Source organism: Vibrio sp. Of14-4 (assembly GCF_022347625.1).
GTDB lineage: Bacteria > Pseudomonadota > Gammaproteobacteria > Enterobacterales > Vibrionaceae > Vibrio > Vibrio pristinus.
This window is the reverse complement of record NZ_JAKRGI010000010.1, coordinates 158,787-172,308: the sequence shown is the minus strand read 5'-3', so window position 1 is coordinate 172,308 and position 13,522 is coordinate 158,787. Positions and strand designations below refer to the sequence as shown.

Here is a 13,522-nt window from a genome sequence, read left to right as displayed (position 1 = left end):
GCAGTAGCCGCTTTTTTAATTGAGTAAGCAAACCGGACTATTAGTTGCTTACTTTTAGTTTTTGGAAGTACTCGTCATAAATTACACTTGCTTCGCCGACATCATCTGTCCAAGTACCACTTTCCATAGCGGCTTTTGGTGGATAAATATTCGGATCATTAGCAAATTTCTTCGGCAATAATTTATTCGCAGCAGCCACTGGTGTTGGGTAACCAATCTCTAGCGCAATTTTTGCTGCATTTTCTGGGCGAATAAGGAAGTTTATCATCTTATGCGCAGCTTCAATATTTTTAGCGCCTGATGGGATAGATAGGCTATCCATCCATAAAACAGGCCCATTTTCTGGCCAAATAATATCAATAGGTGCGCCTTCTTGGCGTGCCATATATGCAGAACCATTCCAAAGCATACCAAGAGACACTTCTCCTGCTAGGTATGGGTTTGCAGGAAAGTCAGAGTTAAACACCAATACGTTTGGCATAAGCTTCTTCAACTCCTGATAAGCTGCTTTAATTTCATCAGGGTTGGTTGAGTTTGGTGAGTAGCCAAGTTTAGCTAATGCCATATGGAATACTTCTCTAGAGTCATCCATGAGCATCAGTTGGCCTTCCCATTTGCTGTCCCACAAATCATCCCATTTAGTGATAGAAGATTTGTCGAGCATGTCCGAATTGATGGCAATACCTGTCGCGCCCCAAATATAAGGGATAGAGTAACTGTTGTCTGGGTCGAAAGGTTTATTTAAAAAGTTGCTATCAAGACCAACATAGTTGGAAAGCTTCTTATGATCGATTTTCTGCAACATACCTTCTTTACGCATTTTGGAAACAAAATAAGTAGAAGGAACGACTAGATCATAGCCAGAGCCTTGGGTCTTGAGTTTGGCATACATGCTTTCATTTGACTCATAAGTTGAGTAGATGACTTTGATGCCTGTTTCTTTGGTAAAGTCCGTTAATACTTCGCTAGGAATGTACTCAGACCAATTGTAAAAGTAGAGCTCTTGATCCGCAGCCATTGCTGGAGATGCGATTAAAGACGCGGCGCATAAAGCGCTAGAGAAAAATTTATTTTTCATTGTTATTAGTTTTGCCTTTGAGTAATTTGCCAATGAGGCGTTTATAAAAATTAAGCCTAATTATGAGTTGATTGTACAATCATCTCGGCCAAGGATTATATCAATCAAATCACTGAATAGGCATAAAATGAATCTAAATTATGAGAAATGACAGTGATTTTTTATGCATCAGTATAAATATGAAAGTTTGCGTTTAGTTTTTATCCATATAGTACAATCTATGCCATTTATTGGATTTGATTTATATGTTCATATAACCACCAAGTAGCTATAACCACCAAGTAGCTATAACTACTTGGTAGTTTAACTATTTTTGCCTTGCCAAGCATTGAGAAATAGCCACTAAGGTTAGAGATATTATCAACATGATTGTTGCTAAAGCATTGACTTCTGGCGAGATCCCGACTTTTACCATGGAGTATATCTTCAATGGTAAAATCTCATATGTTGGACCTGTTACGAATGAGCTAACGATAACGTCGTCTAACGAAAGGGTGAAACTTAGTAGCCATCCCCCAGCGACAGCTGGTTTGGCGAGGGGCAACAAGATTTGCTTGAGAATAATCCATTCATTTGCCCCGAGGTCTTTTGCAGCCTCGAGCATTTTAACGTCAAACCCATTTAATCGACTGTAAACAGTGATCACGACAAAGGGTAAACAGAACGTGATATGTGAAACTAATAAGGTTAGGAAGCCTAATTGAGCGCCTAAAAGTAAAAATAGCGCTAATAAAGATATCGCCATCACAATGTCGGGTGACATCATAACCACGAATAGCAATCCATTAACCAAAGGTTTTCCTTTGAACGAATAACGAAATAGTGCCACTGCAGTAAGGCTACCAATAATGGTGGCTGCGGTTGCTGAAAAAACCGCAACATTAAGTGAATGCCAAGCGGCTTGTACTAGGCTGTCGTTGTTTACCAGTGCTTGATACCACTTGGTTGTAAAGCCTCCCCATTTGATACCGAATTTACTTGCATTAAATGAGTTGATTATCAACACAATAATCGGTAGATAGAGAAAGGCGTAGACCAGACTGAGGAAGCCAAACTTAATACTTTTCTCCATTAGTCTAACTCCACGTTTTTATTCAATAGTTTGCCTGCCCGATAATAGGCATAAAGCATTATCGCCATCACTAAAGTAAGTGAAATACTTGTTGCGGCACCAAACGGCCAGTCTCTTGCGTTAAGTACTTGGCTTTTGATGACATTACCGATTAAGAGGTTTTTTGCACCTCCGAGTAAGTCAGAAATATAAAACATTCCTAATGCTGGAAGAAGAACTAGTAGACATCCACCAATAATACCCGGCATGGTAAGCGGTAGAATGACTTTGGTAAAAGTATGAAATTTATTGGCACCAAGATCTCTTGCTGCTTCTATGAATGTCCTGTCTAACTTTTCAATGGTGGAATAGAGAGGCAGAATCATAAAGGGAAGCAGGATATAGATAAGTCCAATCATGACGGCTGCTTCCGTATACATAATACGAAGCGGTTTATCAATAATGTCGAGAGCCAGTAAAGACTTGTTCACAATTCCTTGTGTACCAATGACGATCTTCAGCCCATAAGTACGAATTAAGGAATTGGTCCAAAAAGGAACAATGACTAAGAATACCATTATGGGACGTATTTTGACTGGCATTGATGCCATTATGTACGCAAATGGATAGCCAATAACTAGACACAATATGGTCGCAACAGACGCCATATAAAATGAATGCCAGATTACTTTGGCGTAAAGAGGGTCGAGTAGGCGCGTGTAGTTGCTGAATGTTATCGTCAGATCAATGAGATTTGATTCATCGCGAGTGAGGAAACTTGTGCCTATGATCATGATGTTGGGGACCATTACAAATAGAGTAAGCCACCCAATCACAAGAAAGATAATTGCACTTTGTAGGTTAAGTTTCTTGCTTATCATCTAGGACGACCTCCCAACTCTCAACCCATGTAACCGACACTTTTTGTCCGATAGAATGATCGACATCTGGATCGTCCTCATTGAAGAACTCACTGACCATTACACGCATTCCAGATGTTAGCTGAACGATTGAATCTAAAGTCATACCTTTATAAGTGCGTTCCAAAATATGGCCGACAATGCCTTTTTGTTCTGATTCACTTATTTCTTCAAGACGTAGATCTTCCGGACGCAAAAGAACCTTGAGTGCATCTCCTTGATGAGCGGTATCTTTATCGTGATAAACAATCGACTCGACACCTTCTATTTTTGTCAATACACGTTTTTCGTCTAATCGCTCGATCATAGTTGCTTCGAAAACATTTATTTCACCAATAAACCGAGCAACGAAGAGATTTTTAGGTTCCTCATAAATCTCCTTTGGTGAACCGTCTTGCTCGATGACACCATCACGTAGCACTATGATGCGATCTGACATCGACAATGCCTCTTCTTGATCATGAGTGACAAAAATAAATGTGATACCTAGCTGGCGTTGAAGTTGCTTTAATTCCACCTGCATCTGCTTACGCAGTTTGTAATCTAGAGCAGACAGTGATTCATCTAGCAACAGAACTTTAGGTTTATTGACTACTGCGCGGGCGATTGCGATACGCTGTTGTTGCCCTCCCGAGAGTTGATGGGGCTTGCGTTGTGCAAGGTTATCCAAACGTACCATTTTTAACGCTTCTATCACTCTAGAGTGTATGTCCGAGCTAGGCACTTTTTGCATCTTTAGCCCAAATGCTACATTTTCGTATACTGTCATATGAGGAAATAGGGCATAACTTTGGAAAACAGTATTGACGTGTCTTTTCTCGGCAGGAATTTGAGTGACATCTTGCTGGTCGATGATAACCTTTCCCTCATCTGCATCTTCAAAGCCTGCAATCATTCTGAGGACGGTTGTTTTCCCGCAGCCCGACGGCCCTAATATAGTAAGAAATTCACCATGGTTTACATCAAGGTCAAGGTTTTTGATAATTTGTTTACCATCGAAACTTTTATTGACCCCGCATAATTGGATAACGGGCTTTGTCTCAAGTTTTTTATTGTTCAACGTCTGTTTTTCTCCCAGTGGTCAACAGAAATTAGCCAGTAGTTACAAAAGTTAGAGGGGCGCATAATAATAAGCCAGAGTATGAAATCAAAGTGTTTTCTCATATCTAACCCCTAAAATTATGTATGTGTAACTAGGGCAAGTAAGCCATACTTTGATAATGAAGATCTGCTGCTTCGTTGATGACACATGTTTAAGGCATTGTTGGTAGTTATCGTTTTTGGCTAATTATCAATCATTTGGTCTTTAAATCAAGCAGATAAAGAAAATTAGGCTGTGGATAAAGTGAGGTTTCGGTATAATGCTATAAACTTTTAATCCAACTGCACTTGTCAGTAAACTTACATCAGCAGGCGTGGACTCGGCACCGGAAACGTTAATGAACAATGGTATAGAAAAAGATTTTAATTTGGGTGGGAGTGTAGAAAGAGCACTTTCAGGAAAGTATGAGCTCAAGGCAGGTGCTGTTCTCAAAGAAGCATGGGAACATACAATTAAAAACTTTCTTTCATTTTCACCTAGCATACTTTTGTTGATAGTCGCTCAAGTAGTGATTTTTTACGTAGCATTGAAACTACAACTTGGTGATTTATCGATCATTACTGATATATTGACCAAACCAGAAGAAGTTAATCCTGGAATTGTTCAAGCAATTTTCATTGCTAATTTTAGCTATGAAGTAGTTAGCGCCCCTGTTGTAGCAGGTGTAAGTTTAATGGCGATGAGCCATGCGGCTGGTCTGTCGACCAAACCGCGGCATATTGCAAAGGGACTGCAATTCACGATTCCTGTGATTATCGCGACAATATTTAGTTTGCTTGCGCAGCTCGTCGCCGGGATGATTCTGCCGTTCTTGTCCATGTACTTGTCACTTGCATTTAGCAATGCGGTTTTGCTAATTTGTGAGAAACAAATCCCCCCGATGCAATCTTTGTTGCTATCCTTACGAGCGGTTAATAAAAAGATTTTTGTCCTTGCCGGAATATATTTATTGGTCGTATTTATGTTCATTCTTGGGGCTGTGTTCTATGGTTTGGGCTTAATCTTGGTTATCCCTTTTTACTTTCATATCAAAGGTATTATCTACAGAGATATGTTTGGTATCAGACTAAAAGTTGTGACAACAGATGGGCCAAGCGATGAGGACGATAATGACGGCAATTCACAAGTGTTCAATGCGTAAAAGTGAGCTCGTTGCTCTTACTGCGGCTGGCGTAATAGCTGGTTGTAGCTTCTATGACTATGAAAAGCGTCAACCTCCCAAAATTCAGCATACCACGCCAGCAATTCAACCGATTGCCTCGCCAAGTTTTGACGCTTACTCTATTGGTAAGGCGCCAGACTTTGCATCTATTGAGAATGTAACAGCAAAAAAAAGAGCGTTTTTTGACTACTTGCGCCCAGGAATTGCTTATGAAAATCAACGTGTTTTGAATGAACGTAACCGACTTGATGCTATCAGAGGTGACTTTGTTGCTGGTATGGTTTCTGATCGAGATATTGAGTATGCGGAGACTTTATCCAAACGGTACAGGGTGAAACTCGATTCATCTGGTATTGATCAGCAATGGCTTGATCAGATGCTTCATCGTGTTGACGTCATCCCTGAAGCTTTGGTCTTGGTACAAGGTGCTAATGAGTCTGCCTGGGGCACCTCTCGCTTTGCAACTCAGGCTAATAATTACTTTGGGCAGTGGTGTTATACTGCTGGTTGTGGCGTTATTCCACTGAAAAGAGGTGAGGGCATGACTCATGAAGTCGCTAAGTTTAACTCAGTACAGGAATCGATAGAAGGCTATTTTATGAATGTAAATCGTAATAAAGCCTACGAGGAGCTTCGAGAAATACGTTACCAGCGACATATGCGTGGCGAGAGCCTGACAGATACATCGGCGGCCCTCGCTCTTACACAAGGATTACTGAAATATTCCGAAAGAGGTGAGGAGTATGTCAAAGATCTGCAGGCAATGATAAGGCACAATCAGTCTTTTTGGAAAGACAGCGAATAATAAGCTAGCCATTGAAATGAACAAACTATTTTTTACCCTGTCCCTTGGGGGATTACTCTCGTTGTGTGCATTACCGATACAAGCTCAAGAATACATGTTCACTTACTCAAAACTATTTACCCATCTAAAGCAAAATACTAAGCAAGGCCATGAAGATGTCAAAGTAGGTTTTTTCTTTCTCAATGCAGAAACAAAACAAAATTGCACTATTCAAAAAGCTTGGATGGAAAAAGAGCAACACTATGAAGAACTAAAATCCACTCGCTATCACGAGTTGATAGTACCCGTAGACAATAACCTCAAGTCAGCCAACCCTTTAGTTTTTGTTCAAACTCCTCAGAATGAACGATGCGACTTTTCTATGGTCGTCATGACTAAGCAGCCATTAAGCGGCAAAGTTTCTTATACAGACGTGGAGAAGTTAATGCCTCAAATGCAAACTATGCTTGAAGATTTAGGCGGTATGTTTGCTAGTTGGTTCACGCCCGATGTTGAAGGTGTGACTATGGAATTTGATAATCAACTTAATGGACAAGTAGAGTTTTCCAATGGTGGCAAAAAGCCGATTGTCAATGGTAAAGTGCAAGTTGCATTATCAGATATAGGTAAAGGAGGCTCCATGATGCTTCCGCAAGAAACCAGTCGCGTCTTACCTTATTTGCCCAAGGCAAATTAGTTCTATTCACATTGTTATCTTGGAGCATGCTAACTACTCCTATGGTTGGGACAGATAAGCATTTCATACTGATGGAAAAGTGCGTATAATCCTGCCCCCTAGTAACAGCAAAGACATTTTATAGTTACGATAGTTATTTGTGAGTTGGTAATGAATCAGGTAGATACAAGAAAAGAAACGCTAGAGTATAACAAGCTTCAAAAGCGTCTTAGACGTAATGTGGGTAATGCCATCACGGATTACAACATGGTGGAAGACGGAGATGTTGTCATGGCATGCATTAGCGGTGGAAAAGATTCTTTCGCTATGCTCGATATTCTATTGCAGTTACAAAAATCGGCGCCTATCAAGTTTGAAGTAATTGCTGTTAATCTCGATCAAAAACAACCTGGTTTTCCAGAACACATTTTACCTGAGTATTTTGAAACTTTGGATATTCCCTATTATATCGTTGACAAAGATACATACTCAGTCGTTAAAGAGAAAATACCGGAAGGTAAAACTACTTGTGGTCTTTGCTCTCGTCTACGTCGTGGCACATTATATTCATTTGCTGAAAAAATAGGTGCAACTAAAATTGCACTTGGTCATCACTTGGATGACATCGTTGAGACGCTTTTTCTTAATATGTTTCATGGTGCGAGATTAAAAGCAATGCCTCCAAAATTGCGTTCCGATGATGGTCGTAATGTGGTTATTCGTCCTTTAACATACTGTCGTGAGAAAGATCTAATTAAATATGCTGGGCATAAAGAGTTTCCTATTATCCCTTGTAATCTTTGTGGGTCGCAAGAAAAACTAGAGCGTAAAGCGGTTAAAGCCATGCTCATTGAGTGGGATAATAAGACTCCAGGCAGAGTAGAGAAAGTATTCAAGTCTATCCAGAATGTTAGTCCTAGTCAGCTCGCTGACAGAGAGATATTTGATTTCGTTAACCTTCCTTTATCTCGAGATGGAGACAGAGAAGAATATGAGTTTACGGAAGCAACTGTGTCTTCTACAAACATCGATGAATCTATATTTATTGACGTAACCAATATATAGTGCAGTAAGGCCACTTAATGAGTGGCCTTAATATAAATCAAGTGCCTGTCTTAGGGTCAAGTGGACTTATATAACCATTAGGTTTTAGAGCTAAGACATCACAGTTAATTTTGTCTATGACATGTTCGGCCGTATTACCAATAAATACAGCGGATAAGCCAGTGCGGCCGGTTGTTCCTACAATAACCATCGCAGCGTTTAGCTTTGTTGCAGATTCCGGTATAACATCTTCTGGCAGCCCTTGTTCAACGACGGTTTGTTGCTCATCATAACCATGCTTTTGTCGTAATGCTTTCATTGCAGTTAGGTGGTGGCCACGAACCGCATCAGTATAAGTATTGGGATCAAACTCAGGGAGCTCTATGGTTATATTCGCAGGTGTGACAGGGTAGGCATTGACTAAATAAGGTTTGGCCCCTAAACGTTCACTTAAGCTATTTAATTGTTCCACCATACTGTCATTAAGGCCAAGATGGGTGTCGTTTTCCGAACCAACGTGGACAGAGGCGAGTATACTGGCATTCTCCGGCCAGTCTGAGTTCTTCACTAGCAATACAGGTGAAGGGCACTTACGCAATAAATGCCAGTCCGTAGGGGTGAATATGACTGATTCTAAAACGTCATGTTTTCGAGTTCCTTTGATTACAATGTCGTGATTGCCGGCAAAGGTTTCGGCGATGATCGCCTCATAGGGACGGTTGTGCCAAACTACTTTTACATCAAAGTCTACATTTTGATTTTGCTCTGTGTATGGCTTGGCAACCTTATGCATCCACTGTTCGCGTTGTCCTATCACACCACGGCGCATAGCATCACGCTCATCAACAGACAACATTGATGTCATATCGTAGGAGAAATCATAGATCGACAAAAAGAAACACACTTTACTACGAGAACGACTTTGAGCCGCAAGTTGCATGGCGCGAGCCAAGGCTGGCTGTTCATCTTTGTTGATGTCGGCAACGACAAGTATTTTATTATAGATACTCATAGTAACTCCTTAAGTGTAGGGAGAGTTATATGATTAATGTAGCGCAGCTAGTGAAAGATTTTTAGCAAAAGAGTGGTATAGAAAGCAAAAATATGACGCAGCTCAGTTTTGAGCTACGTCATTGAACTTATTAGGATTCTGAAGATACACCTGCGAGTTCCATAAGAGTATCATGGTCTAGGATAGTGATATACTTACCTTTTACACTCAAAATTTCCGACTTTTGAAAGCGTCCTAGTAATCGCGATATGGTTTCAACAGTTAACCCAAGGTAATTACCGATATCTCCTCTTGTCATCGTAAGACGAAACTCTCTCGGACTAAATCCTCTTTGGGAAAATCTTGTTGATAGGTTATATAAAAAAGCCGCTAGACGTTCTTCTGCATTCTTTTTAGAGAGTAGAAGAATCATATCTTGGTCACCCTTAATTTCGCTGCTCATCAAACGCATGATCTGCTGTCTAAGCTTGGGCATTTTACCCGATAGATCATCAAGGGTTTCGTATGGGATTTCACATACCATAGATGTCTCGAGCGCTTGAGCAAAGCTTGGGTGAGAATCTTCTGTAATAGCATCAAATCCGACAAGATCGCCTGCTAAGTGGAAAGCAGTAATCTGCTCATCCCCTTGCTCGGTTATTGTGTAACTTTTGATAGTCCCTGAGCGAATGGCGTAGAGAGATTTTAAACTATCTCCCGCTTTAAACAGTTCCTGTCCTTTTTGTATAGGCCTTTTTCGTTCAATAATTTGATCGAGTTGGTCTAGTTCGTTTTCATTGAGAGTGAAAGGTATGCACAACTGACTGATACTACAGTCTTGACAGTGAATTGCACAACCACCGGATTGGATACGTTTTGTCGCAGGCTTTTCAGGAATCATAACAAACTTCACAAATTGATATACATCAACATTTTAGCACTCATTGTTTGGAAAAGGTAGTAGAATAAACCTACAAAAAACAAGAGCATATCAACTTGCTGATAGTAAGGTTATTGTTTGTTGAACGGTATAGAGTCCATAAAGCAAAATGATGACAGCGCCAGATTGGCGAAGGAAATTGGATTTTTGGAGTTTGTTTGTGTGACTGACACCGATACCGATAAATAACATGGCCGGCATTGTCCCCAGACCAAATGCCACCATAATAAAGGCACCATTTAATGCACTGCCTGAAACCGCTGCCCAAGTCAATGTAGAATAGACGAGTCCACACGGAAGCCATCCCCAGACTAAACCGAAAGGAAGAGCATAAAGAGGGGACTTTAGTGGTAAGAGTGATTGACCAGCAGGGGCTATCCTTTTCCATAGCTTTTGACCCAAACGCTCAATATAGACCAAGCCGTGCCACCATTTACCTATGTAACAAGCGAGTAGAATCATGAACAGGGCGGCAATTAACCGTAACCAAGTCAGTGATTGGTTAACTTGGCTAAATTCTGCGACAGTAGAAATAGCGCCGCCAACAATAGCACCTATAACACCGTAACTCGTCAGTCTACCTAAATTATAAAAGATAGGGACTAGGACTGATTGTGAAGGAGCGTTGGAACTTAGCAAAGATGCAATACCACCGCACATCCCCATACAATGTCCAGCCCCAATTATGCCGATTAAAAATGCGCCGAGCCAGTCAGGTGTCATTTAGGAGTGTTCTCATCTTCGTTGTCGTCTTCGAACAAAATATTATGGCCCTGACGTTCCAAGTCTTCAAACTGCTCGCTCTTTACTGCCCAGATAAAAATGGCGATTGCAACACAGACTAAAACAATGGCTATCGGGATTAAGATATAAAGGCTTTCCATGATTACTAACCTTGTTTTTCTTTCAGCAAACGAAGAGAGTTAGATACTACTATAATCGAGCTTGCAGACATACCAATAACAGCAAAATATGGGGCAACTAAACCAGCGACGGCTAGCGGAAGGATGAGTGCATTGTAGCCAAGTGACCAAGCTAAATTCTCGCGTATTATATTACGTGTCTGTAATGCCAAGTCTCTAGCTGCCAATACTCTGTCCAATTGATCGCCAAGTAGGACCATATCTGCCGATGCCTTCGCTGCATCAGTGCCTCCGCCCATAGCGACTGACAAATGAGCGCCTGCTAAAGTTGGAGCGTCGTTAATGCCGTCGCCAAGCATCATGGTAATTTCTGTTTTATCTAAGCTGTTAAGATAGTTGAGTTTATCTTCTGGTTTTGCCTCAGATACTACTTTTTTAATACCAATTTCATTGGCTGTTAGCTCGGCATTTTGATGTGAGTCTCCTGTAAGAAGAGTGACAGAGATTCCTACTTGCTGAAAGCGGTCAATAAAGGCTTTAGATTCCGCGCGAATTGGGTCTTGATAAGTAAATGTCGCTATGTGCTCACCGTCTAGAGACATGTAAATTTGGTTAGGCTTAGTGGTGTGATGAGTGTTTAGAACAAAGGAAGCACTACCTATTTTGACTATGCTTCCATGGTAGTTGCCTACTAGGCCAGACCCTATAATATTCTCAACATCCGACACATGAATATTGGGGTTTCTATAGGTGTCGAATGCTCGTGCTATTGGATGATTTGCATGAGACTCGATTGAAGAAGCTATCTGTGAAACTTCAATTTCTGAAAGAGAGGAGAAAGTTTGTATATCACTAATCACTATCTCTCCATGGGTTAAGGTGCCAGTTTTGTCTATAACGAGATGGTTGACCTTACATAGGGTCTCAAAAACATGACCTTTGCGAAGAAGTATCCCCAGATTTCCTAACCTTGATGTCGCGCATGTTAGGGCAGTAGGTGTTGCCAATGAAAGCGCGCATGGGCATGTTGCCACTAGAACAGATAGCATGATCCAAAATGCATCATCTGGCTTAGTTTGGTGCCAATAAATCCAAGTGCTGGCTGCTGTGATGAGAATAACAGCAACAAAGTAACGCGCCACGACATCAGCAATTTGAGCAATTCTAGGCTTTGATAGTTGAGCTTCATCCTGAAGCCGTATAATACTAGAGATCATTGAATCTGCTTTTGTTGACGTGACTTCAAGCTCAAATGATTCTTCGCCATTCATGGTGCCCGCATAAACATAGTCATCCACATTTTTGACTACAGGAATGGACTCGCCAGTCAACATGGACTCATCAATATGTACTCGACCTAGCACTATCTTGCCATCTGATGGAATATTTTCACCGGGTAAGACACGAACACGATCACCCACTTTGAGCGTTTTTACCGGAACTTGCTCACCATCTAATAGTGTGGCCATGGCTGGGATGAGTTTAAGCAAGTTACCACTTGCCGCTGCCGCTTTTCTCCTTGCACGCATCTCTAGGAACCGGCCAAGAAGCAGGAAAAAAGCAAACATAGAGATAGATTCGAAAAAAACTTCTCCAGACTCTGTTACAGTAGCGATTAGACTTGAGACATAGGCAAAGATCATAGCCAAAGATACAGGAACATCCATGCCCAGAGTTTTTCCCTGAATACTTCTCCATGCGTTGATATAAAAAGGCAGTGCGGAATACAGCATCACAGGCGTAGCAAAGATTAAACTCACCCAGCGGAAGTAATTTTTGAATTCCGGCTCTAAATCCCCAAACACTTCTAGATAAAGAGCAACAGCCAGCATCATGACTTGCATTGTTGCTAGCCCCGCAATACCGAGCCTATACAAGTACTGTTTCATCTGTTTGTGATAGGTTGCTTCTTGCTTGTCTGCCTCAAAAGGTGCAGCCTTGTACCCGAGTCTGTGTATGGCAGATAGTAATTCACTAAGTTGTGCTTGAGCTTTATCCCAAACCAAAACTGCTCTATGAGTTGTAGTATTGACCCGCATAGACACAACGCCGTTTTGTGATGCAAGTTGTTTTTCAATCAGCCATGCACATGCAGCACATGACACACCCTCTAGTGACAACGTCACCTCGGAATGTTGCTCTTTATGGCGTACAAACTCCGATTGCACCTCTTCATTGTCGTAGTGGATTAGAGTTTGGAGTTGCTCAGGTATTAACTCGGCTTTTTGTGCAGGGGTGGTTCGATATTGGTAATAAGACACAAGGCCACTATCGAGAATCGTTTGCGCGACGCTTTCGCATCCGGGGCAGCACATGACTCTCTTTTGGCCTAAAATTTCAACGCTGAAATTTGTATTATCTGGTACTTCTTCTCCGCAGTGGTAGCACGGAGAAGGTAAGGTGAGGTTATTTTGTGAGTTCAACGTTGGCCTCAGTAGGGAAGGTCACTCGCCCTTGGATAAGCCATTGCTCATCATGGGGTGTTAATTCAATAAACCAGGGCCCTTGGAGTGACTTATCAAGTGTAAGCCTGTATTGCCCACCTGCGTCTGATGTAAGTAGTTTAGTAAAATCTCTATCGGGTAGGGTTCGATGAGCGAACAAGGCTGTTATCGCTGGGTAATGCTTGAGTTGACCTTTGTTAAAACTGATCACTACATCATTATTTTCTGAGGACACAGTCGCGGATAGCTCAAGATCTCTTGCGACATTAATCTTTGAAATGTCGATATTTATAGCTTTGCCCTTCTTATAGTAATCTTCAGTTACGAGAGACACCGAGTTGTTTGAAAAAACAATCACAGTGATGATGGTCCAAACTACAACTGTCATTGGCAGTATAATTAAGAACCAGGGCCAAAACTGCTTATACCAAGGTTTTACCATAAAAAAGCTCGCACATATCTAAAGA

General features: G+C 41.3%; 14 protein-coding genes. 4 read left to right on the top strand and 10 right to left on the bottom strand.

The genetic code is table 11. The features are described 5' to 3' along the window. Window positions 1-40: 40 nt before the first annotated feature. The 4 genes from MHN79_RS11810 to potA all read right to left on the bottom strand — a co-directional run bounded on the left by MHN79_RS11810 (window position 41) and on the right by potA (window position 4,127). Window positions 41-1,078 carry an extracellular solute-binding protein gene (locus MHN79_RS11810; RefSeq protein WP_114785663.1) on the bottom strand — a complete coding sequence of 346 codons (1,038 nt, stop codon included), beginning with the start codon at window positions 1,076-1,078 and terminating at the stop codon, window positions 41-43. Between the two features lie 307 nt (window positions 1,079-1,385). Next, window positions 1,386-2,150: a spermidine/putrescine ABC transporter permease PotC gene (gene potC, locus MHN79_RS11805; protein ID WP_239173052.1), complete on the bottom strand. Its 765-nt coding sequence runs from the start codon at window positions 2,148-2,150 to the stop codon at window positions 1,386-1,388. Then, window positions 2,150-3,010, bottom strand: a complete 861-nt coding sequence (gene potB, locus MHN79_RS11800) for a spermidine/putrescine ABC transporter permease PotB (RefSeq protein ID WP_239173051.1) — start codon at window positions 3,008-3,010, stop codon at window positions 2,150-2,152. The genes potC and potB overlap by 1 nt, the downstream gene beginning before the upstream one ends. Beyond that, window positions 2,991-4,127 (bottom strand): spermidine/putrescine ABC transporter ATP-binding protein PotA, encoded by a 1,137-nt coding sequence (gene potA, locus MHN79_RS11795; protein WP_239173125.1) that lies wholly within the window; start codon window positions 4,125-4,127, stop codon window positions 2,991-2,993. The genes potB and potA overlap by 20 nt, the downstream gene beginning before the upstream one ends. A gap of 361 nt (window positions 4,128-4,488) precedes the next feature. Here potA and MHN79_RS11790 point away from each other — a divergent pair, with 361 nt between their 5' ends. The 4 genes from MHN79_RS11790 to ttcA all read left to right on the top strand — a co-directional run bounded on the left by MHN79_RS11790 (window position 4,489) and on the right by ttcA (window position 7,838). Further along, window positions 4,489-5,292: a hypothetical protein gene (locus MHN79_RS11790; protein ID WP_239173050.1), complete on the top strand. Its 804-nt coding sequence runs from the start codon at window positions 4,489-4,491 to the stop codon at window positions 5,290-5,292. Further along, complete coding sequence (locus MHN79_RS11785; protein WP_239173124.1) at window positions 5,285-6,118, top strand: glucosaminidase domain-containing protein; 834 nt, start codon at window positions 5,285-5,287, stop codon at window positions 6,116-6,118. The genes MHN79_RS11790 and MHN79_RS11785 overlap by 8 nt, the downstream gene beginning before the upstream one ends. A 16-nt stretch (window positions 6,119-6,134) precedes the next feature. Further along, window positions 6,135-6,794, top strand: a complete 660-nt coding sequence (locus MHN79_RS11780) for a DUF2987 domain-containing protein (RefSeq protein ID WP_239173049.1) — start codon at window positions 6,135-6,137, stop codon at window positions 6,792-6,794. Between the two features lie 150 nt (window positions 6,795-6,944). Next, window positions 6,945-7,838 (top strand): tRNA 2-thiocytidine(32) synthetase TtcA, encoded by an 894-nt coding sequence (gene ttcA, locus MHN79_RS11775; protein WP_239173048.1) that lies wholly within the window; start codon window positions 6,945-6,947, stop codon window positions 7,836-7,838. Between the two features lie 37 nt (window positions 7,839-7,875). On the opposite strand, the gene uspE is transcribed toward ttcA, so the two are convergent. The 6 genes from uspE to MHN79_RS11745 all read right to left on the bottom strand — a co-directional run bounded on the left by uspE (window position 7,876) and on the right by MHN79_RS11745 (window position 13,497). Beyond that, a complete protein-coding gene (uspE, locus tag MHN79_RS11770; protein ID WP_239173047.1) occupies window positions 7,876-8,829 on the bottom strand; it encodes a universal stress protein UspE in 954 nt (317 codons plus the stop codon). Window positions 8,830-8,959: 130 nt separating this feature from the next. Then, complete coding sequence (locus MHN79_RS11765) at window positions 8,960-9,709, bottom strand: FNR family transcription factor (RefSeq protein WP_152430435.1); 750 nt, start codon at window positions 9,707-9,709, stop codon at window positions 8,960-8,962. A gap of 90 nt (window positions 9,710-9,799) precedes the next feature. Further along, window positions 9,800-10,471 (bottom strand): sulfite exporter TauE/SafE family protein, encoded by a 672-nt coding sequence (locus MHN79_RS11760; RefSeq protein ID WP_239173046.1) that lies wholly within the window; start codon window positions 10,469-10,471, stop codon window positions 9,800-9,802. After that, a complete protein-coding gene (gene ccoS / locus MHN79_RS11755) occupies window positions 10,468-10,632 on the bottom strand; it encodes a cbb3-type cytochrome oxidase assembly protein CcoS (RefSeq protein ID WP_239173045.1) in 165 nt (54 codons plus the stop codon). Before ccoS ends, MHN79_RS11760 begins: the two co-directional genes overlap by 4 nt. Window positions 10,633-10,637: 5 nt before the next feature. After that, entirely contained in the window at window positions 10,638-13,034 is a 2,397-nt protein-coding gene (locus MHN79_RS11750; protein ID WP_239173044.1) for a heavy metal translocating P-type ATPase, read from the bottom strand. Then, window positions 13,018-13,497, bottom strand: coding sequence for a FixH family protein (locus MHN79_RS11745; protein WP_239173043.1), 480 nt, complete (start codon window positions 13,495-13,497; stop codon window positions 13,018-13,020). Before MHN79_RS11745 ends, MHN79_RS11750 begins: the two co-directional genes overlap by 17 nt. Window positions 13,498-13,522: the final 25 nt, after the last annotated feature.

Bases quoted from the DNA above. Each gene is read 5' to 3' on its own strand.
- ccoS (WP_239173045.1), bottom strand. From the start codon at position 10,632: ATGGAAAGCCTTTATATCTTAATCCCGATAGCCATTGTTTTAGTCTGT.
- ttcA (WP_239173048.1), top strand. From the start codon at position 6,945: ATGAATCAGGTAGATACAAGAAAAGAAACGCTAGAGTATAACAAGCTT.
- uspE (WP_239173047.1), bottom strand. From the start codon at position 8,829: ATGAGTATCTATAATAAAATACTTGTCGTTGCCGACATCAACAAAGAT.
- MHN79_RS11765 (WP_152430435.1), bottom strand. From the start codon at position 9,709: ATGATTCCTGAAAAGCCTGCGACAAAACGTATCCAATCCGGTGGTTGT.
- MHN79_RS11785 (WP_239173124.1), top strand. From the start codon at position 5,285: ATGCGTAAAAGTGAGCTCGTTGCTCTTACTGCGGCTGGCGTAATAGCT.
- MHN79_RS11760 (WP_239173046.1), bottom strand. From the start codon at position 10,471: ATGACACCTGACTGGCTCGGCGCATTTTTAATCGGCATAATTGGGGCT.
- MHN79_RS11745 (WP_239173043.1), bottom strand. From the start codon at position 13,497: ATGGTAAAACCTTGGTATAAGCAGTTTTGGCCCTGGTTCTTAATTATA.
- potB (WP_239173051.1), bottom strand. From the start codon at position 3,010: ATGATAAGCAAGAAACTTAACCTACAAAGTGCAATTATCTTTCTTGTG.
- MHN79_RS11790 (WP_239173050.1), top strand. From the start codon at position 4,489: ATGAACAATGGTATAGAAAAAGATTTTAATTTGGGTGGGAGTGTAGAA.
- potC (WP_239173052.1), bottom strand. From the start codon at position 2,150: ATGGAGAAAAGTATTAAGTTTGGCTTCCTCAGTCTGGTCTACGCCTTT.
- MHN79_RS11780 (WP_239173049.1), top strand. From the start codon at position 6,135: ATGAACAAACTATTTTTTACCCTGTCCCTTGGGGGATTACTCTCGTTG.
- MHN79_RS11810 (WP_114785663.1), bottom strand. From the start codon at position 1,078: ATGAAAAATAAATTTTTCTCTAGCGCTTTATGCGCCGCGTCTTTAATC.